This window comes from Streptomyces sp. NPDC002701 (genome assembly GCF_042889045.1).
GTDB lineage: Bacteria > Actinomycetota > Actinomycetes > Streptomycetales > Streptomycetaceae > Streptomyces.
The window spans coordinates 423,820-443,026 of sequence record NZ_JBIAQL010000001.1; the positions used below are offsets into that span (position 1 = coordinate 423,820).

Genomic DNA, 19,207 nt, shown 5'->3' on the forward strand with positions numbered 1-19,207 from the left:
TGAGGTCTTCTTGAGGTTCTATGGTTTCACTCACACTTCTTCTGCATTCGCCTCAGAGCATTTCTGCGCCTGCCCCGACGGGGCCGCCCCGAAACAGGCGTGTCACACTCGGACCATGCGCGTGTACCTCGGCTCCGACCATGCCGGTTTCGAACTCAAGAACCACCTCGTCGAGTGGCTCACGTCCGCCGGGCACGAGCCCGTCGACTGCGGACCGCTCATCTACGACGCCCAGGACGACTACCCGCCGTTCTGCCTGCGCGCCGCCGAGCGTGCGGCGGCCGACCCCGATTCCCTGGGGATCGTGATCGGCGGGTCCGGCAACGGTGAGCAGATCGCCGCGAACAAGGTCGAGGGGGTGCGGGCCGCGCTCGCGTGGAGCGAGGAGACCGCCGCGCTGGGGCGGCAGCACAATGACGCGAACGTCATGGCCGTCGGGGCGCGGATGCACTCCGAGGAGGAGGCGACGAAGTTCGTCGAGACCTTCCTCGGCACGCCGTTCTCCGGGGACGAACGGCACATCCGGCGCATCGACATGCTGTCGGCGTACGAGACGACAGGCACCCTCCCAGAAATCCCCCCCCACCACCCACAACCCTGACCCCACACTTCCCCGCCCAGTCAGGGGCGCAGCCCCGGAAGTCCGCTCCCCACGCTCACCCTTGCCGACCCAGGGGCGCAGCCCCGAAGGTCGCTTCCCACCCCTACCCCCGCTTACCAAGGGGCGCGGGGAACTGCGCGACAAGCCCCCACGCACCCGCGGACGAAGTGGACGAAGCAGGGGGCCCGGGGCGCAGCCCCGAAAGCTCGCCCCCACCCCCCAACCCCCCACCCCCACCCGACCGGAGGTCACCCGTGCCGGAGGGGCACACCATCCACCGGCTGGCCGAGGACTACCTCGGCGGATTCGCCGGCCGAAAGGCAGCCGTCACCAGCCCGCAGGGCAAGTTCGCGGACGCCGCCGCCCTCCTGGACGGCACCACCCTGACCACGGCGGAGGCCCACGGAAAACACCTCTTCCTGGGCTTCGAGAGGGACGACTGGGTCCACATCCACCTCGGCCTCTTCGGCAAGGTGAGTTTCGGCGGCGCCCCCGCGCCCCCGCCCACGGACACGGTCCGCCTGAGACTGGCGAACGACACCGCGTACGTGGACCTGCGCGGCCCCACCACCTGCCGGCTCGTCGCCGAGCCGGAGAAGCGGGCGATACACGACCGCCTGGGCCCCGACCCGCTGCGCGAGGACGCCGAGCCGGCCCGGGCGTACGCGCGCGTCTCCCGGAGCCGTACGACGATCGCCGCCCTGCTGATGGACCAGAAGGTCATCGCGGGCGTGGGCAACGTCTACCGCGCGGAGGTCCTCTTCCGCCACGGCATCGACCCGTACCGGCCGGGCCGGGACATCACGCGCTCCGAGTGGGACGCGATGTGGGCGGACCTGGTGGTGCTGATGCGTGAGGGGGTCCGCAACAACCGCATCGACACGGTCCGCCCGGAGCACGAGCCGGAGGCGATGGGCCGCCCGCCGCGCAAGGACGACCACGGCGGCGAGGTCTACGTGTACCGCAGGGCGAACATGCCCTGCCACATCTGTGGCGGCGAGATCCGCACCGCCGGTCTCGCCGCCCGCAACCTCTTCTGGTGTCCCACCTGCCAGCAGGCCCCGGGTGCCCGGGGCCTGTGAGGCGGCTCAGTCCAGCGGTTCGAGCGAGATCGTCGCGTCCTTCGGGTCGCCGTCGTGCACGAGCGACTCGTGGTTGCCGACGTCGTCGAACGCGAAGGCGTACGCCTGCCCGTCCTGCATCTGCTCGTGGACCAGCCGGGCGTAGTGGTTGGTGACGCCGTCCTGGTAGAAGCCGGCCGCGTCGGCGTCGGGCTGCTGGGGGTTGCTGAGCAGGGTCGACCGGTTGTACGCGGCGCACAGGGTCCGCGAGATGGGGCCGCGGACCTGGTCGTTGGGGGCGTCCAGCTTGTTGTAGCAGCCGAAGACGGAGTCGGAGTCGGGCTTGTCGAAGGAGGTCACGACGGCGCCGGTGCCGTCGGTGAACTCCATCTTGCCGCCGTTGACCCGGCCCTGGAACTTCTTGTCCGGCTGGTCCTTGAACGGGGTCACCGTCAGGGTGTCGGTGGCGTACTTGGCCCAGACCCGGTCGATGTAGTCGTCCATCACCCCGGCCGGGATCGCGCCCGAGGAGATGCCGTGGCCGGGGGCCAGCACGCGCAGGGGCGTGCCGTCGCTGCGGGACTCGACCAGTCCTTCCCAGCCGCCGCCCTGCTCCTTGAGCCCGTTGACGACGGCCTGGTACCCGCCCGGCTTGAGCTTGCCGGTCTCCTTGGTGGAGCCGTCACCGGCGGTGAGGCCCACGGAGTAGGGCGCGGAGAACATGTCCACCTGGGTGGAGTTCAGCCACAGACCCGAGTCGTTGAGCGTGTACTCGGTCCAGTTGAACAGGGTGTCGTGGTTGGGGTCGGAGGCGTTCTGGACGGCGGGCTGCACGAGACCGCCGTCGGCGAGCCGGAAGTCCAGCTTCTTGCCGTACGAGAAGTAGACCCGGCCGGAGAACTTGGGGAGCTGGACGGTCTTGGACGCGCCGTCGGCCGGTCCGGCGAACGAGGCGTCGGGGGCCGGGACCGGCGGGGCACCGCCGGCCGGCCAGGCGTGGAAGGCTCCGCTCTCGTCGGCGTAGCCCTGCTTGCCCGAGGCGAGTTCGGTGCCGATGACGTACACGTAGACCTGTTCGCCGCTGCCCGAGGTGTTCTTCAGGGTGAGCGGGATGGTGTCCGCGACGGCCGTGGCCTGTTCGGCCGGTCCGACGACGATGGCGGCGGCGCCCAGCGCGGCCGCGACGGCCAGTGACACCGTCAGCTTGCGTGCGGAAAGCATGCGGTCCTCTTTGCTGTGGGGGGCGTTCAGTGCGTTGAGTGCGTTCCGTGCGTGGGATGCACGGGGGCGTGCGGGGGCGTGCGGGTGTGCGACGGGCTCAGCAGCTGAGGTTGCCGCCGGGCTCGACGCCGAGCAGCTGGGTGAAGCGCTGGTAGTTGTCGATCCGGCTCTGGACCTGGCCCGGGTTGCCGCCGTTGCACTCCAGGCTGCCGTTGATGGAGCGGATCGTCTCGCCGAACCCGGCGCCGTTGACCATGGCGTCGTGCGGCGTCATGGTGCCGGGGCCGTTCTGGGTGTTCCAGTACCAGAGGCCCGTCTTCCAGGCCACGGCCGCGTCGTTCTGCACGAGGTCGGGGTTGTTGAGCAGGTCGATGCCCAGCGCGTCGCCCGCGGCCTTGTAGTTGAAGTTCCAGCTGAGCTGCACGGGACCGCGGCCGTAGTACTTGTCGTTGCCCGCCGGGCAGCCGTAGGACTGGCTGCTGTCGCAGTAGTGCGGGTAGTTGGCGGTGTTCTGCTCCACCACGTACTGCAGCCCGCCGGTCTCGTGGCTGACGTTGGCGAGGAAGGCGGCGGCCTCCTGCTTCTTCACCGTGTCGCTGCCGGTGTTGCTGAACCCGGGATAGGCGTCGAGCGCGGCGGTGAGACCGCTGTACGAGTAGAACGCGTTCCGGTTCGGGAACATCGAGTTGAACTGGCTCTCGCTGACGACGAACGCGGCGGCGGTGGTGTCCTCGCCGCCCTTCTGGGCGGAGGCCGTCGGGGCGAGCGTGAGCGTGCAGAGGGCGGCGGCGGCGCCGGTGGCGGTCAGCAGCCCGAGTATGCGTCGGTGCACGGTGTCGACTCCTGTGGGGGTGGGGTGTGGGGGGAACGGCGCGGTGAGGGGCGGCGGAAGAAGGTTGGGGGGGCTTCCGTCGCCGGTACGCGCCTCGGCGCCCCGGCGGCCCGCGATGTCCTGGGCCGCCGCGGGCCGGTCCCTGGCGGAACCGGCCCGCGGGGCTGGCTCGTCAGCCGCCGACGTTGACGTCGATGCAGGCGTAGAAGGCGTTGTCGGTGTTGGCCACGTTCCAGACGGCCAGCACCTTCTGCTGACCGCCGAGGCCGCCGAAGTCGACCTGGTGGTTCACCACTTCGCCCGGCTGGGCGCCGCCGTCGTCGAACACGGCGATCTGCCGGCCGCCGGCGTAGTACTCCCAGGTGCTGGTGGCGTGGCGCGCGGTGAGCTTCCACGAGAACGTCGTGTTCTTCGGCACCGGCGTGACGGCCCAGCCCTTGCTGTCGTCGTCCAGTTCGGAGAAGCGGCTGTTGCCGCCGCTGCAACTGGTCAGGCCCTTGGGGCCCTCGACGCTCTGGGGCTCGTAGGTGATGTCCCCGCAGGACACCGTGCCCGCGGCGCACTGCGCTTGGCGGCTGGGCGGGTCGGAGATGTAGCCGTGGGCGCTCGCCGACCCGGCGGGAAGGCTCACGGCGAGAAAGGGGGCGAGGGCGGCGCCGACGAGGGCAGCCGACTTCCTGCTGGCGTGCATGGGGAACTCCTTCACATCAGGCCCTCCCGGATACGCACGGTTGTGTGGGGGACCGTGCGCGGCGGGACCGGCCTCTCGTGGGTGGGGCCAAGAGGCGGAAGGTGACGCGCTCCGGCCGTTCGCGCAAGGGCGGGTTGCTCCAGCGAAGAACCAACTCCCCGAACGGAACGGGCCGTTCTGTTGGCCTAGACCATACAAGTGGCTCTTCACGATGTGTCAAGGGCATGACGGAGCGGTGGACGACGGCGCCCGGTCGTCCTCACCACGACGCGCACGCACCCCCGCGACGGCGTGGCGCGGGGGTGCGAGGTCTGCCGAGTGAAGGTTTCCGCAGGTGACGCGAGGGATGGGGCGGGGATCGCAGGACCGGGTTCGCACGGCCCCGAAGCCGCTCGCCGAGTGGTGCGGGCGGCCCGGAATTCGCCCCGCGACCGCCGGGGCGCGCACTCGGCCCGCATGGGTTCGGTCCGCCGGGGTACGCGGGATGGGACACCAGGCCGTACGCGGCCGATCCCGTCCTGCCCGTACGGAGGTTCACGCCGGCACAGGGAAGAGCCGGCACCCGGAAAGGAGCCGGCTCCACCGGAACCGGCTCAGAAGCCGTGCGGCAGCCAGGGGGCCACGACGGAGCCGAAACCGAGCGAGGTCTCCGCGAGGGCGCCGTGGCGCAGCTCCCGTACGCGACCCGCCGCGGCCAGTGAGGCGAGGGACACGCCGCCGAGGTAGGCCGCCCCCAGCTCCCGTACGGACAGGCTCAGATCGGCCGCGTCGGAGGTCCGCGCGCAGGACGCGCCCTTCGCGTCGCCCGTGAGCCGCCAACGGCCCTCGTTCCAGGGGCAGAAGGGGTCCGCGACATCGAACACCACGTCCACCGGAGCCTGGTACGTACGTGCCTCCAGCGCCGCGCCGACGTCGACCAGCCGCACGTGGAGGGAGTCGCGCGGCGCCACGGCACAGCGCCGGTTGTCGGAGACGAGGTGCTGCCAGGCGTCGTCCACGGGCCTGTTGTACATCTTCACCTTCGACGTCAGGTCGATGTCGAAGAGGTGTCGCCACAGCGCCGCGTACGCCGCGGGGTCGACCGCCTCCAGATCGCGCAGCTCGACCGTGCCCTTCGGTCCGGCCGCGTCCCAGTCCGGCTTGTTGACGTAGCGTGCGTAGCCCACGACGTCGCCGTCCCGCCGCGCCAGGACGCACTGCAGCGGTGACCCGCCCTTGCGGTCGCTCTCCGGGTCGAGCAGCGGCAGCCGCTCCCAGCCGGGCCGCCGCTCCAGCATGCCGGGCCGGGCCGGCACCTGTCGCGCGTACACCGCCTCGCATGCCTCGCGTACGTCGGGGGCGTCCGGCTGTACGAGCCGCAGCCGTACGTCGTCCGTGCCGTCCGGCACCGAGAGGCGCACCCGGGCCGTGTCGATCTCGGCGCGCAGCTGCTGGGTCGCGATGCCGTAGCCGAACCGGCCGTAGATGGCCGGTTCCGACGCCGTGAGCACGGCGAGCGGCTCGCCCCAGGACCGTACGTCGTCCAGTTGGCGCCGCATCATCGAGGTCAGCACCCCGCGCCTGCGGTGTGTCGAGGCGACACTCACCATCGTGACGCCCGCGACCTGCACGGCCGCACCGCCAGGGACCGTGATCCGGAACGTGAACGCGCCGGCCGTCCCCACGCACTCGTCACCGTCCCAGGCCCCGAGGGAACGGTCGTGCTCCGTGAGGTCGCTCCACAGCGCCTGCTCCTCGGGGGACTCCGCGACGCCGCCGAACGCCAACTCCAGTTTCCCGTACCACTCGTCCCAGTCGGCCCGGCGCAGCACGCGCAAGTCTGTCGTCATGTCCTCATGCCTACCAGGGCGATCCGGGATCAGCGACCGGATTTCTCCCGGTCGGCGGTGTCCGGTCGCCATCCCGCCGTACGCTCTGCGAGGACCGGGCTTCCCTGTGACTTCCGTCCCCGGACGGGGGACAAGTGGGACCTCCCGTGCCAAGCACCTGGTCCGATGGATAGGGTCCCGAACTAATGGCAGCAGGACGAGAGCGGCGCGCGGCAGCCGATACGTTCACGGCCCGGTTGAAGAAGCAGGTACACCGGGTCCGCACCGGGCTGCGCAGATCCGCCGTCGACTACTTCCGCGGCGACGGCTCCGACTGGGTCGCGCTCGCCGGCCTGCTGATGACCATTCCCGTGATCGCCTGCGTCACGCTCATGAACTCCGTCTGGTGCTCGCCGGCGATGCTCGTCCTGCCGATCGTCGCGGGCGGGCTGCTGCTGCGGCCCTCCAGCCTGCTCGGGCTGTACGCGGCGGCCGCCACCGCGCTGATCGTGGAGTCCGTGAAGCTCGGCCCCTATACGGAGGGTCCTTCCCGGGTGACGCCGGGCATCGTGCTGGTCGTCGCCGCCTGCGGGTTCTTCGGGCTGCTGATCGCCCAGTTCCGCAGCCGGGTCGGGGTGCCGTGGCGGCGGGGCGGCACGATGCTGTTCGACCTGCGCGAGCGGATCCGGGTACAGAGCAAGCTGCCGAAACTGCCGGCGGGCTGGCACCGGGAGATGGCCCTGCGGCCGGCCGGCGGCCAGTCCTTCTCCGGTGACTTCGTCGTCGCGGCCCGCACGAACGGGGGCCGCACCCTCGAAGTGGTCCTCACCGACGTCTCCGGCAAGGGAATGGACGCGGGCTCGCGGGCGCTGCTCCTCTCCGGCGCGTTCGGGGGCCTGTTGGGGTCCCTGCCGCCGCACGCCTTCCTGCCCGCGGCGAACGGCTACCTGCTGCGGCAGGACTGGGACGAGGGCTTCGCCACCTCCACGCATCTCGTGCTGGACCTGGACTCGGGGGACTACGAGCTGTTCACCGCGGGCCACCCGCCGGGCCTGCAGCTCAGCGCGGGCAACGGCCGCTGGGAGGAGAAGGCCGCGGACGGGCCGCTCCTCGGGGTGTACGACGGTGCGCAGTTCGACCCGGTGAAGGGGTCGCTGCGGCCCGGGGACGTCCTGATGCTGTTCACGGACGGCCTCGTCGAGACGTCCGAACGGGACATCGTCGAGGGCATCGACCGCCTGACCGGGGAAGCCGACCGCTATGTGGCGGGCGGCTTCCACGGGGCGGCGTGGCACCTGATCGAGGCGGTCGCGAAGGACGTGAACGACGACCGGGCACTCCTGCTGATCTGCCGGGAGGGCGCGACGACGGGGCCCGCGACGCTCTGATGTCAGTCCGTCCGGCGTCTGAGGACGAGCGCGCGGCGCGACAGGGGGGGCCGGGGGCGCAACCCTCAGAAGGGACGGGAAGGGCAGGGGCGGCGGGGGCGGGAAGAGGCCACGTCAGCCGACCCGCGCAGGCTCCGGCACCTCCGCCCCCTCCCGCTCCTTCCCCCCGGGCAGCACCCGCGCCAACCACCCCGACCGCCCCGCGGCCAGCGGCCCGAGCACGGCCAGCAGCAGTACGTACCCCGCGATGAACGGCGACAGCCGGGCGTCAAGACCCGCCGCGGCAGCCATCGTGGCAAGGATGAGCGCGAACTCCCCCCGGGCGAGCAGCGTGGTCGAGATGTTGGCGGCGGGCCCCGGCCCGAACCCGTGGATACGCGCGGCCCCCAGACCCGCCAGCACGTTCATCACCAGTGTCAGCGCCACCGCCGCCAGTACCGGCCACAGCACCGTCGGCAGATCCCCCGGATCGATGGACAGACCGAAGGCGAAGAAGAACATCGCGCCGAAGGCGTCCCGCAGAGGGTGCACCAGCTTGCGTATGCGCTCGCCGGAGGTCGTGCTGCCCAGCATCAGACCGACCATGAACGCCCCGATCGCGTCCGCCACCCCGAACCACTCCGAGACCCCCGCCATGAACACGGCCGCACCGAGGAAGGAGATGACCAGCAACTCGTCGTCCCCGGTGTCGAAGAGGCGCCCCACGACCCGCGTACCGAAACGCGCGACGAGCGCCAGCAGCAGCAGGAAGGCGAACGCCTTGCCGCCGTCCAGGACCGCCGAACCGAGGGAGTCGGCGCCGGACAGGATCGGCTGGAGGGCGGCCAGGTAGAGGGCGAGGAAGACGTCCTCGACGACGATGATGCCGAGGATCGGCTTGGTCTCCGGGTTGCCGAGCCGCCCCGTGTCGACCAGCACCTTCGTGACGATCGCCGACGAGGAGATGCCGAGGACCCCGGCGAGCACCAGCGCCTCGGACGTACCCCAGCCGAGGGCGAAGCCGAAGCCCAGGCCCGCGCCGACGTTCAGGGCGAGGTAGGTCCCTCCGGCGAGGGCCATCCGGCGCCCGCCGGCCTTGAGGTCGTCCATGTGGAACTCGAGGCCGAGGTAGAAGAGCAGCAGCACCAGACCCAGCGCGGAGAGCATCTCCATGTCGTGCGGGTCCGAGACGAGCACGATGCCGGGCGTGTGCGGGCCGAGCAGGATCCCGGCCAGGATGAAGAGGGGAATGGTGGGGAGCCCGATCCGGGCACCCGCGCGGGCGAGAACGGCGGCGGCCAGAAAGGCGCCGCCCATGGCGATCAGAAGCTCTGCGTGTCCGATGGGCCCGTTCCTTCTTTGTGAGTCAAGGGATGGTCAAGAAAGCGTCAGTAGTTAGTTTACCAAATGATCGAGAAGGGGCGCCTGGGCAGCGGCGATCGAAGTGGGGCGGCGCCACGGGGCACACTCGACGCATGACCTACAACGAGCGCCGCGAGCCCCATCCGCTGCTGACCCTCACGCAGGTGGAGGCGCTGGCCCGCAACGCGCACGCCGCTCAGACGGACAAGGCGGGGCGTCCGTACGCCGAGCATCTGCGGGCCGTGGCCGACGGTGTGCGGGCCCGTGGCGGCGACGAGGAGCAGATCGCCGCCGCCTGGCTGCACGACTCCGTCGAGGACGACGCGCTCTCGGCGGACTGGCTGCGCGAGGCCGCGCTGTCACCCCGTACGAAGGACATCGTCCTGGCCGTCACCAAGCGGCCCGGCGAGCCCATGGAGGCGTACGCGGAACGTGTCCTGTCGACCCCGGGCGCCCTTCTGGTGAAGGAGTCGGACCTGGCGCACAACGCCGACCCGGCCCGCCTGGCGGCCCTGGACGCCACGACGAGGGCCCGCCTGACACAGAAGTACACGAAGATGCGGGAGCTGCTGGGCCTGCGGGCCCCGTGAGGGGCGCGGGAGCCGCGCGACGGGCCCCCGGCGGCCCCCGCAGGGTGAACAGGGGAGCGGGGCAGTCCGTCAGGACCTGGCCCGCTCCCGGGCGAGGTCGGTCGCGTCCCTCTTGAACGCCCACTCCATCTTCGGCTCCATCGCGAAGCGGAAGACGCGCTGCACGACCGGCGTGCACAGGGCGGTGATGACCGCCGCGGCGAACACGGACACGAGCACCTCGCCGACCGGATGGTTCAGCCAGGTGTACTCGTCGTACCAGCCCCAGAACCGGGACCCCTTGGCCAGGAACCCGTGCAGCAGGTAGCCGTACAGCGTGCCCGCGCCGAGCACCGTGAACCACATCCTGCGCCGTGGCACCCAGGCGAAGAAGCACGACGTGAGCACCATCGAGCAGCCGAACATCGCGAGCGTCATGACGACACCGGCCCACCACGGCGCACCCAGCTCCTGGGCACTGTCGCGGTGGTAGAACCAGGCCGAGTTCATCCGCGGCCCCGCCCAGTACGCGAGGGCCAGCGTGACCGCGAGGACCGGCACCGACAGGATCCGCACCTCGCGGCGCCGCATCAGCTGGAAGTGCTCGGGCTTCATGAACAGGCCCACGACGAAGAACGGCAGGAACTGCAGGACGCGCTGGAGGTCCAGGTCGTCACCGATGTCGGGGGAGACGGACGCGAGGACGGCGATGGCGAGCGCGAGCGGCACCGGCCACCGCACGACCTTCCAGAGCGGGACGGTCATCCGCCACACGAACAGCGCGACCAGGAACCACGTGAGGTACCAGGGGTCCAGCAGGCTGATCGGGTGGCTGGGGTCGTCGTCGGCCCACTTCTTGAAGACGGAGTACGCCACCTCGAAGAGGACGTAGGGCACGGCGATCCCCGTGACCAGCCGCCGCAGCCGGTCGGGCCGCATGTCGAAACTGCGGGAGAAGTAGCCGGAGATGAGGATGAAGGCCGGCATGTGGAAGGTGTAGACGACCATGTAGAGCGCCTCGGCGGCGCGGCTGTGGTCGGTCAGCGGTTCCCAGGCGTGGCCCATCGCGACGAACACGATCGCGAGGTACTTGGCGTTGTCGAAGAACGCGTCACGCTGCTTGACGGGCCTGGCGTGCGGCCCGGTGGCGGAGGCGCCCGCCAGGGGTGCTCCGGGTGGTCGCGGACTCGGCACTCCCGGCGCCGGTGTCTGGGCCGGGGGGAGCGGAGCCCTCTGTTGGCCGTGCGGACGGAGCGAGTTCGTCACAGACCCTCCCACCAGGAGCCGGGGGAGACGATCCGCGACCTCGCCGCACATGCGGGGGACGAGGCAGCGTAGGACATCTGAGGCACCCTAGCGTTGTCTGTGGGATTCCGTGAAACCCCTGAGGTGATTCCTGCTTATGGTCCTGCGGGTACCCGGCATTCGGCGAAGTTGACATCGCAACGACTATGGCGTGAACCACACTTCGAGCGATCGGTACGTACTGGTTTGTCATGATGAAACGGGGCATAACACTCGCGGGCGACTCTGGTGAAATGTCCGTGTGAGTCGCCTTTAGTGCGCTGTTGGTGACCCGCCCACCAGGCTTGCCGATGTGCCTGTGTCAACAATTCGAATTACCTGCGAACAGGTTGTGTGCACAGATGTGTGGGCATGGAAACGATCATTCTTCATTTCGTCCGGGGGGTCATTCGAATTGCCGTACGGGGAGCGGCTGTTCGCGTCGGTGACCGACGGATGCCTCACCCGCCGCATACGGCGGGCCTGTTGGTGGCACGATGGTTCTGGCGGGGGTGCGCGGGGTTGCACCTCCGGGCCGGGTGAGCGGGACCGACCGTAGGGTGTGATCAGTTGTGGCCATTTCGCTGTCAGTGGTGCTGCTGTTGGGGATCGTCCTGGTGGTGTTGATACGGGGTGGGTCGATCAAGGGAGGGCCGGCGGTGGTCGCCGTGCTCTTCGGCTTCTTCCTCGCCTCCACGGGCATGGCGGACGACATCCAACGGTTCCTCAACTCGGTGGCGGAGACCATCAACTCCATCCAGTTCTGAGCCCGTTGTCGGGGCCCGGCTCAGCGCTGGGGTGCGGCGGAGGAGCGGACGGGGCGGGACCGCCCGGACCCGCCGCCCGGCCGGCCCCGAGCCCGGCCCCCCCTGTCGACGCCTTCCGGCCGCTCCCCGGTGGACCTCCCACCACTCCCCGGTGAACCTCAGGCCGCCCCGCGGTGAGGACGACGGCGGCACGCCCCGCCCGCGCCCGGCGCTCGGACACCTCCCCGCGTAAGCCTGTTGCGAGCCTTTTGCGCCCGCGCACGCTCGGGCGTGTACGCACACGCCCACGCCCGCCCGGGACCGACGTACGACTTCTCTTCGAAGGGCTCGCCGACATGGACCCGCAGACCACCTGGGAGCTGCGCGAGACCTGGGACAGTCCGATCGGGACCCTCCGCTGGGACCGGCTCGGCCCGGCCGACGGACCACCGGTGGTGCTGCTGCACGGCACCCCGTTCTCGTCCTACGTGTGGCACGAGATCGCCCCGGCGCTGGCCGCCGAAGGGCACCGGGTCCACGTCTGGGACATGCCCGGCTACGGCGGCTCCGCGAAGAGCGACGGCCAGGACGTCTCCCTCGCGGCACAGGGCGAGGTGTTCGCCGGACTCCTCGGCGTCTGGGGACTGACGAGGCCCTCGGTGGTCGCCCACGACTTCGGGGGCTGCGTCGCCCTCCGCGCGCACCTGCTCCACGGGGCCGAGTACGAACGTCTCGCGCTGGTCGACCCGGTCGCGCTGCGCCCCTGGGGCTCACCGTTCTTCCGCCTGGTGGCCGAACACACGGAAGTCTTCGAACAGCTCCCGGCACCCCTGCACGAGGCACTGGTCCGTGAGTACGTGAGCTCCGCGAGCCACCGCGGACTGCGGCCCGACGTCCTGGACGGGCTGGTCGCCCCCTGGACGGGCGGGGCCGGGCAGGCGGCGTTCTACCGCCAGATCGGCCAGGCCGACCAGCGCCACACCGACGAGATCCAGGATCTGTACCCGACGATGGACCTGCCCGTCACCGTCTGCTGGGGCGCGCAGGACACCTGGATCCCACCCGCCAAGGGCGAGGAACTGGCCGCCCTGATCCCCGGCGCCCGACTGCGCACGATCCCGGACGCCGGCCACCTGGTCCCCCTGGACGCCCCGGCCCGGCTGCTCGCCGCCCTGCTCACGTTCCTCGCCGGCTGACCCGCGCCCCGGCACACCGACCGCGGCACACAACGAATCGGGGCCAGGCGGAGGAACGAACCTCCGGCCTGGCCCCGACCTGTCGAGAGCGGGCGACGGGAATCGAACCCGCGTAGCTAGTTTGGAAGACTAGGGCTCTACCATTGAGCTACGCCCGCACAGCGTGCACCGCAGGTCAGTGACGCGCGGCACGGAAGCATCGTAGCGGGTCGCACCCCTCCACCGCACACCCCGTTCCGGAGAGCGCGGACGGCGCGCGAAATGCGGGCGTCGGGGGGTCCGCGGGCATGTACCCTACGTGTCGCACCAGACGGGGTGTGGCGCAGCTTGGTAGCGCGTCCGCTTTGGGAGCGGAAGGCCGTGGGTTCAAATCCCGCCACCCCGACCACCGTGCCGGACCGCCGTGCCGGACACCGGCAAGATCACCTTTTGGGGCGTGTACCGCCTGCGGCTAGTATGCAAACTGCGCGCCCGTGTGTCTGCGTTTTCACGTCCCTCAAGGGCCGCCAGATCCGCTGAGGCTCGGCCGTACCGGCCGAGACCGTCAGCAGAACCCGAAGAAGTCAGCCCCCAAGGAGACCCAACCGTGAAGAGCGCCGTGGAGACCCTGAACCCGACCCGGGTTCGGCTCAGCATCGAGGTGCCCTTCGAGGAGCTCAAGGACAGCCTCGACGCGGCGTACAAGAAGATCAACCAGCAGGTCACGGTGAAGGGGTTCCGGAAGGGCAAGATTCCGGCGCGCGTCATCGACCAGCGGTTCGGCCGCGGTGCGGTCCTCGAGGAAGCGGTCAACGACGCGCTCCCGAAGTTCTACACCGACGCGGTCAACGAGGCCGAGCTGAACGTCCTCGGCCAGCCCGAGGTCGACATCACGGAGCTGAAGGACGGCGAGACGCTGAACTTCACCGCCGAGGTCGACGTCCGCCCGACCCTGGAGATCCCGGACTACTCCGGCATCGAGGTCGAGGTCGACGCCGTCGAGGTCGGCGAGGAGGACGTCGACAAGGCCGTCGAGGAGCTGCGCGAGCGCTTCGCGTCGACCTCCCCGGTCGAGCGTGCCGCCGAGGAGGGTGACGTCGTCACCCTCGACCTGGAGGCCAAGGTCGACGGAGAGGTGCTGGAGGACGGTGTCGCGAGCGGCGTCTCCTACACCATCGGCTCCGGCGAGCTCCTGGACGGCATCGACGACGCCGTGAAGGGCCTGGAGGCCGGTGGCGAGGCCACCTTCGCCTCCGAGCTCAAGGGCGGCTCGGCGGCCGGCAAGGAGGCCGAGGTCACCGTCAAGGTCAGCCAGGTCGCCAAGCGCGAGCTGCCCGAGCTGGACGACGACTTCGCGCAGCTCGCGTCGGAGTTCGACACCCTCGAAGAGCTCCGCGCCGACAGCCGCAAGCGCCTCGAGAACATGAAGCAGTACGACCAGGCCACGCAGGCCCAGGAGCGCGTCCTGGAGAAGCTGCTGGAGCTCGTCGAGGTGCCCGTCCCCGAGAAGCTCCTCGAGGACGAGATCAACACCCGCAAGCACAACCTGGAGCACCACCAGCTCGGCCAGATGGGCCTCGACCTCGAGAAGTACCTCGAGATCCAGGGCAAGACGGCCGAGGAGTTCGACACCGAGACCAAGGAAGCCGCGGTCAAGGGCATCAAGACGCAGTTCGTCCTGGACGAGCTCGTCAACAAGGAGAAGCTGAACGTCAACCAGGAGGAGCTCACCGAGCACCTCATGCGGCGGGCCGCCTCCTCCAACATGTCCCCCGACCAGTTCGCCCAGGCGGTCGTCGAGGGCGGCCAGGTCCCGATGCTGGTCGGCGAGGTCGCCCGCGGGAAGGCCCTTGCCGTGGTCGTCGAGGCCGCCACCGTCAAGGACACGAACGGCGAGATCGTGGACCTGGACGACGACGAGGACGAGGTCTCTGCGGACGGCTCCGCCGAGGGCTCGACCGAGGAAGCGGCTGAGACCGAGGAAGCAGCTGAGGAGGCCCCCGCGGCCGCCCAGGAGAAGACCGAAGCCTGATCCGCCTCCGCACTCCGCAGTACGTACTACGGGCTCCCAGGACACCCTGGGGGCCCGTGTGCTTCCTGAGGGCCCGCAGGGCCCCTTCAGGGGCGCGGGGAACGGCGCGAACAACCCCCACCGGCCCGCACCCGCCGCCACCCCACCGGAGGCAACCGCGCTCGCGCCCGATGGGGGCGAGCCGCGCAGTTCCCCACGCCCCTACGGGGCCCGGCCCGCGCATCACCGGAGGCGGATGCGTCTGCGGCGCGGCGGGGGCCGGTCGCGCAGTTCCCCGCGCCCGTGACGGGGCGCGGTCCGCGTGCCGTCGGCTGCCGGCCGGTGGGGGCGGGGGCCGGTGAATTCCCTGCTGGACCCGGCGGAGCGCATGCGCTCACAGCGAACAGTTCCTTCTGCGGGATTCCCCGGAGGGACCCGCGCGTTAGGGTCCATGAGTACGAGGGCAGGGGAGTCCCCGGAGCCGTCCGACACGGCACGCACACGGGGTCCCACGCCCCCAGCAGAAGACGTGTAGACGGCCCGGCGCCGTCGTAAGACGAGCAGGTGGATACGTGACGAATCTGATGCCCACAGCCGCCGGCGACCCCATCGGTGGTGGCCTCGGCGACCAGGTCTACAACCGGCTGCTCGGCGAGCGGATCATCTTCCTCGGCCAGGCGGTCGACGACGACATCGCCAACAAGATCACCGCACAGTTGCTGCTCCTTGCCTCCGACCCGGACAAGGACATCTACCTCTACATCAACAGCCCCGGCGGCTCGATCACCGCCGGCATGGCGATCTACGACACCATGCAGTACATCAAGAACGACGTGGTGACGATCGCGATGGGCATGGCGGCCTCCATGGGCCAGTTCCTGCTGAGCGCCGGCACCCCCGGCAAGCGCTTCGCGCTGCCGAACGCCGAGATCCTGATCCACCAGCCCTCGGCCGGCCTCGCCGGCTCCGCGTCGGACATCAAGATCCACGCCGAGCGGCTGCTGCACACCAAGAAGCGGATGGCGGAGCTGACCGCCTTCCACACCGGTCAGACGGTGGAGCAGGTCACCCGCGACTCCGACCGTGACCGCTGGTTCGACCCGATCGAGGCCAAGGAGTACGGCCTCATCGACGACATCATGCCCACCGCTGCCGACATGCCGGGCGGCGGCGGTACCGGGGCGGCGTAGGGCGGCCCTGTGCCGACCCCGGTGTCGGCGCAGGCCGACACCGGCCCCTCCGAGCCCCCAGCCGACCGCCTCAGCCCTTATCAGGCTCTTCAGGAGACACAGTGAACGACTTCCCCGGCAGCGGACTCTACGCCCGCGCGCAGGCCGAGTACACGGGTCCTCGCGCGGAGTCCCGCTACGTCATCCCGCGCTTCGTCGAGCGCACCTCGCAGGGTGTCCGTGAGTACGACCCGTACGCGAAGCTGTTCGAGGAGCGCGTGATCTTCCTCGGCGTGCAGATCGACGACGCCTCCGCCAACGACGTCATGGCGCAGCTGCTGTGCCTGGAGTCGATGGACCCCGACCGTGACATCTCGGTCTACATCAACAGCCCCGGCGGCTCTTTCACGTCACTCACCGCCATCTACGACACGATGCAGTTCGTGAAGCCGGACATCCAGACCGTCTGCATGGGCCAGGCGGCCTCGGCCGCCGCGATCCTGCTGGCGGCCGGAACACCCGGCAAGCGCATGGCACTTCCGAACGCGCGCGTGCTGATCCACCAGCCCTACAGCGAGACCGGCCGCGGGCAGGTCTCGGACCTCGAGATCGCCGCCAACGAGATCCTCCGGATGCGCGGTCAGCTGGAAGACATGCTGGCCAAGCACTCGACGACGCCGATCGAGAAGATCCGCGAGGACATCGAGCGCGACAAGATCCTCACGGCCGAGGACGCGCTCGCGTACGGCCTGATCGACCAGATCATCTCGACCCGGAAGATGAACAACGCCGCGGTCGCGTGACGCTTCGCTGTATCGTCTGCCGCTCCTTGACGCGGTTCACGACAAAGTGAACCGCGCCAAGGGGGGCCCGGACGAGGGGCTCGGCAAGGTACCGTCGGACATAAGGCAGCACCAGGAGCCGCTGGACGCAGGCGACTCCCAGGCGAAGGGGAAGCACACCGTGGCACGCATCGGTGACGGCGGCGATCTGCTCAAGTGCTCGTTCTGTGGCAAGAGCCAGAAGCAGGTCAAGAAGCTCATCGCAGGCCCTGGTGTGTACATCTGCGACGAGTGCATCGATCTCTGCAACGAGATCATCGAGGAAGAACTCGCGGAGACGAGCGAGGTGCGCTGGGAGGAACTTCCCAAGCCCCGCGAGATCTACGAGTTCCTCGAGGGGTACGTCGTAGGCCAGGAGTCGGCCAAGAAGGCACTCTCGGTCGCGGTGTACAACCACTACAAGCGGGTCCAGGCCGGCGAGAACAGCACGGGTCAGAACCGTGAGGACGCCATCGAGTTGGCGAAGTCCAACATCCTCCTGCTCGGCCCCACGGGCTCCGGCAAGACACTTCTCGCCCAGACCCTGGCCCGCATGCTGAACGTCCCGTTCGCCATCGCCGACGCGACGGCGCTCACGGAGGCGGGATATGTGGGCGAGGACGTCGAGAACATCCTGCTGAAGCTGATCCAGGCGGCGGACTACGACGTCAAGAAGGCCGAGACCGGGATCATCTACATCGACGAGATCGACAAGGTGGCCCGCAAGAGCGAGAACCCGTCGATCACGCGCGACGTGTCGGGCGAGGGCGTCCAGCAGGCCCTGCTGAAGATCCTGGAGGGCACCACGGCCTCCGTGCCCCCGCAGGGCGGACGCAAGCACCCCCACCAGGAGTTCATCCAGATCGACACGACGAACGTCCTGTTCATCGTGGGTGGTGCCTTCGCGGGTCTGGAGAAGCTCGTCGAGTCCCGCGCGGGTGCCAAGGGCATCGGCTTCGGCGCGACGATCCGCTCCAAGAAGGAGCTGGAGGCGAAGGACCGCTTCGAGGACGTCATGCCCGAGGACCTGGTGAAGTTCGGCATGATCCCCGAGTTCATCGGCCGCCTCCCGGTCATCACCTCGGTCCACAACCTCGACCGTGAGGCCCTCCTCCAGATCCTGGTGGAGCCGCGCAACGCGCTCGTGAAGCAGTACCAGCGCCTGTTCGAACTGGACGGCGTGGAGCTGGACTTCGAGCGCGAGGCCCTGGAGGCCATCGCCGACCAGGCCATCCTCCGCCAGACCGGCGCGCGCGGCCTGCGCGCCATCATGGAAGAGGTTCTGCAGGCGGTGATGTACGAGGTCCCGTCCCGCAAGGACGTGGCCCGCGTCGTCATCACCTCCGAGGTCGTCCGCTCGAACGTCAACCCGACCCTGATCCCGCGCGACGCGCGGGGCCGCGGCCCGGGGGAGCAGAAGACCGCGTAAGCGGCGCGTCACAGAGGCGAGTTGCACCGAAGGGGCCCCGGTCGTTCGACCGGGGCCCCTTCGCCGTCACGCGTGCCGCGTCGGTCAGAGCTTGACGCGGACTTCCTTGCGGAACTTCGCCGTCAGGTCCGCGGCCGCCGAGAGATCGGCGCCCTTGCCCGCCATGGCGTTGGCCATGTCGATGTTGATGATGACGCCGAGCGTGCTGTGGTCGCCCCAGATGCACACCGGCATGCTGATCGAGGACGGACCGGAGGCCGCGTCACCCGTGGCGTCCTCGTTCGTGATCTTGGTTTCCTGGCACTTCAGGACCGCGCCGTCGAGACCACTGGGCGAGTAGCTCTTGGGGCTGCCGACGACCTCGCCCTCGTCCGCGTCGTCCTTCTCGGAGCCTTCCTTCATGTCGACGAACATCGCGTCGACGACCTTCTCCGGGTCGTCGATCTCGCCGTAGACGCCCATGAACTGGATCATCTGCATGGCCAGCGGGTTGCTGTCGTCCCCGGACTGGTATCCCGCGTTGACGTCCTTGGCGCCCTTGACGCCGTGCTTCTCGGCCTTCTTGACGTCGCTCGCGTCGAAGCCGCCGCTGTCGGCCTCTTTGCTCTTCTTGTAGTCGGTGAGCACCGTCGCCGGAGTCGTCAGCTTGTGCGGGCCGTCGTCCTCGACCGCCGCGGAGCCGCCGTCACTGCCGCCGATGACGAAGTACGCGCCGACCGCGATCGCGGCCACGACCGCCACCGCGCCGACGATGAGGCCCGTCTTCTTCTTGCCCCCGCCGGGCGCCGGCGGCATCGGGGCGCCGTAGGGGGCGCCGGGCGGCTGCTGACCGTACGGAGGCTGCTGGCCGTAGCCGGGCTGCTGCGGAGGAACCCCGGGAGGGGTCTGCTGAGGGTAGCCGTAACCGGGCTGCTGCCCGGGAGCCTGCTGCGGATAGCCGTAACCGGGCTGAGGGGCCTGCGGCTGCTGGCCGTAAGGACCCGGCTGACCGTGCGGTCCGGGCTGCTGGGGCTGCCCGCCGTACGGGCCCGGCTGGTTGTAGCTCATTCCTGGGTTCCCC

At 69.9% G+C, this 19,207-nt stretch carries 17 protein-coding genes and 2 tRNA genes; 11 read left to right on the plus strand and 8 right to left on the minus strand.

Features of this window, described 5'->3' with window-relative positions; translation table 11 throughout:
• Window positions 1-115 precede the first annotated feature (115 nt).
• Both ACFYXC_RS01785 and ACFYXC_RS01790 read left to right on the plus strand, forming a co-directional pair.
• Window positions 116-601, plus strand: coding sequence for a ribose-5-phosphate isomerase (locus ACFYXC_RS01785; protein ID WP_389545685.1), 486 nt, complete (start codon window positions 116-118; stop codon window positions 599-601).
• 254 nt (window positions 602-855) lie between these two features.
• The gene (locus ACFYXC_RS01790) at window positions 856-1,683 is read left to right on the plus strand and encodes an Fpg/Nei family DNA glycosylase (RefSeq protein WP_389545688.1); all 828 of its coding nucleotides are present in this window, start codon (window positions 856-858) and stop codon (window positions 1,681-1,683) included.
• 6 nt (window positions 1,684-1,689) lie between these two features.
• Here ACFYXC_RS01790 and ACFYXC_RS01795 read toward each other — a convergent pair whose 3' ends face one another.
• The 4 genes from ACFYXC_RS01795 to ACFYXC_RS01810 form a co-directional block, all read right to left on the minus strand.
• Window positions 1,690-2,883: a glycoside hydrolase family 64 protein gene (locus ACFYXC_RS01795; protein WP_389545691.1), complete on the minus strand. Its 1,194-nt coding sequence runs from the start codon at window positions 2,881-2,883 to the stop codon at window positions 1,690-1,692.
• A 97-nt stretch (window positions 2,884-2,980) separates the two neighbouring features.
• A complete protein-coding gene (locus ACFYXC_RS01800) occupies window positions 2,981-3,715 on the minus strand; it encodes a chitinase (RefSeq protein ID WP_389545693.1) in 735 nt (244 codons plus the stop codon).
• A gap of 172 nt (window positions 3,716-3,887) precedes the next feature.
• Window positions 3,888-4,406: a lytic polysaccharide monooxygenase auxiliary activity family 9 protein gene (locus tag ACFYXC_RS01805; protein ID WP_389545696.1), complete on the minus strand. Its 519-nt coding sequence runs from the start codon at window positions 4,404-4,406 to the stop codon at window positions 3,888-3,890.
• A 593-nt stretch (window positions 4,407-4,999) separates the two neighbouring features.
• Window positions 5,000-6,235, minus strand: a complete 1,236-nt coding sequence (locus ACFYXC_RS01810; RefSeq protein WP_389545699.1) for a GNAT family N-acetyltransferase — start codon at window positions 6,233-6,235, stop codon at window positions 5,000-5,002.
• A 185-nt stretch (window positions 6,236-6,420) separates the two neighbouring features.
• Between ACFYXC_RS01810 and ACFYXC_RS01815 the strand changes: the two genes are divergently transcribed.
• The gene (locus ACFYXC_RS01815; RefSeq protein ID WP_388908929.1) at window positions 6,421-7,602 is read left to right on the plus strand and encodes a PP2C family protein-serine/threonine phosphatase; all 1,182 of its coding nucleotides are present in this window, start codon (window positions 6,421-6,423) and stop codon (window positions 7,600-7,602) included.
• Between the two features lie 114 nt (window positions 7,603-7,716).
• Here the strand turns inward: ACFYXC_RS01815 and ACFYXC_RS01820 are convergent, their stop codons facing one another.
• The gene (locus ACFYXC_RS01820; protein WP_389545703.1) at window positions 7,717-8,898 is read right to left on the minus strand and encodes a cation:proton antiporter; all 1,182 of its coding nucleotides are present in this window, start codon (window positions 8,896-8,898) and stop codon (window positions 7,717-7,719) included.
• Between the two features lie 158 nt (window positions 8,899-9,056).
• Here ACFYXC_RS01820 and ACFYXC_RS01825 point away from each other — a divergent pair, with 158 nt between their 5' ends.
• Window positions 9,057-9,533, plus strand: coding sequence for an HD domain-containing protein (locus ACFYXC_RS01825; protein ID WP_389545706.1), 477 nt, complete (start codon window positions 9,057-9,059; stop codon window positions 9,531-9,533).
• Window positions 9,534-9,602: 69 nt separating this feature from the next.
• On the opposite strand, the gene ACFYXC_RS01830 is transcribed toward ACFYXC_RS01825, so the two are convergent.
• Window positions 9,603-10,778, minus strand: coding sequence for an acyltransferase family protein (locus ACFYXC_RS01830; protein ID WP_388908923.1), 1,176 nt, complete (start codon window positions 10,776-10,778; stop codon window positions 9,603-9,605).
• Between the two features lie 590 nt (window positions 10,779-11,368).
• Here ACFYXC_RS01830 and ACFYXC_RS01835 point away from each other — a divergent pair.
• Both ACFYXC_RS01835 and ACFYXC_RS01840 read left to right on the plus strand, forming a co-directional pair.
• Window positions 11,369-11,563, plus strand: a complete 195-nt coding sequence (locus ACFYXC_RS01835; protein ID WP_055611884.1) for a hypothetical protein — start codon at window positions 11,369-11,371, stop codon at window positions 11,561-11,563.
• 335 nt (window positions 11,564-11,898) lie between these two features.
• Window positions 11,899-12,738 (plus strand): alpha/beta fold hydrolase, encoded by an 840-nt coding sequence (locus ACFYXC_RS01840; protein ID WP_389545711.1) that lies wholly within the window; start codon window positions 11,899-11,901, stop codon window positions 12,736-12,738.
• A gap of 87 nt (window positions 12,739-12,825) precedes the next feature.
• Here the strand turns inward: ACFYXC_RS01840 and ACFYXC_RS01845 are convergent.
• Window positions 12,826-12,896: transfer RNA gene (locus ACFYXC_RS01845), tRNA-Gly, on the minus strand.
• A gap of 153 nt (window positions 12,897-13,049) precedes the next feature.
• Here ACFYXC_RS01845 and ACFYXC_RS01850 point away from each other — a divergent pair.
• The 5 genes from ACFYXC_RS01850 (at window position 13,050) to clpX (ending at window position 18,147) form a co-directional block, all read left to right on the plus strand.
• Window positions 13,050-13,126 (plus strand) — tRNA-Pro (locus ACFYXC_RS01850).
• 198 nt (window positions 13,127-13,324) lie between these two features.
• Window positions 13,325-14,749, plus strand: coding sequence for a trigger factor (tig, locus tag ACFYXC_RS01855; RefSeq protein ID WP_389545715.1), 1,425 nt, complete (start codon window positions 13,325-13,327; stop codon window positions 14,747-14,749).
• 563 nt (window positions 14,750-15,312) lie between these two features.
• Complete coding sequence (locus tag ACFYXC_RS01860) at window positions 15,313-15,918, plus strand: ATP-dependent Clp protease proteolytic subunit (protein ID WP_389546743.1); 606 nt, start codon at window positions 15,313-15,315, stop codon at window positions 15,916-15,918.
• Between the two features lie 101 nt (window positions 15,919-16,019).
• Complete coding sequence (locus ACFYXC_RS01865) at window positions 16,020-16,700, plus strand: ATP-dependent Clp protease proteolytic subunit (RefSeq protein ID WP_389545718.1); 681 nt, start codon at window positions 16,020-16,022, stop codon at window positions 16,698-16,700.
• 160 nt (window positions 16,701-16,860) lie between these two features.
• Entirely contained in the window at window positions 16,861-18,147 is a 1,287-nt protein-coding gene (gene clpX / locus ACFYXC_RS01870) for an ATP-dependent Clp protease ATP-binding subunit ClpX (protein ID WP_107016457.1), read from the plus strand.
• An 84-nt stretch (window positions 18,148-18,231) separates the two neighbouring features.
• Here the strand turns inward: clpX and ACFYXC_RS01875 are convergent, their stop codons facing one another.
• Entirely contained in the window at window positions 18,232-19,194 is a 963-nt protein-coding gene (locus tag ACFYXC_RS01875) for a hypothetical protein (RefSeq protein WP_389545722.1), read from the minus strand.
• Window positions 19,195-19,207 lie beyond the last annotated feature (13 nt).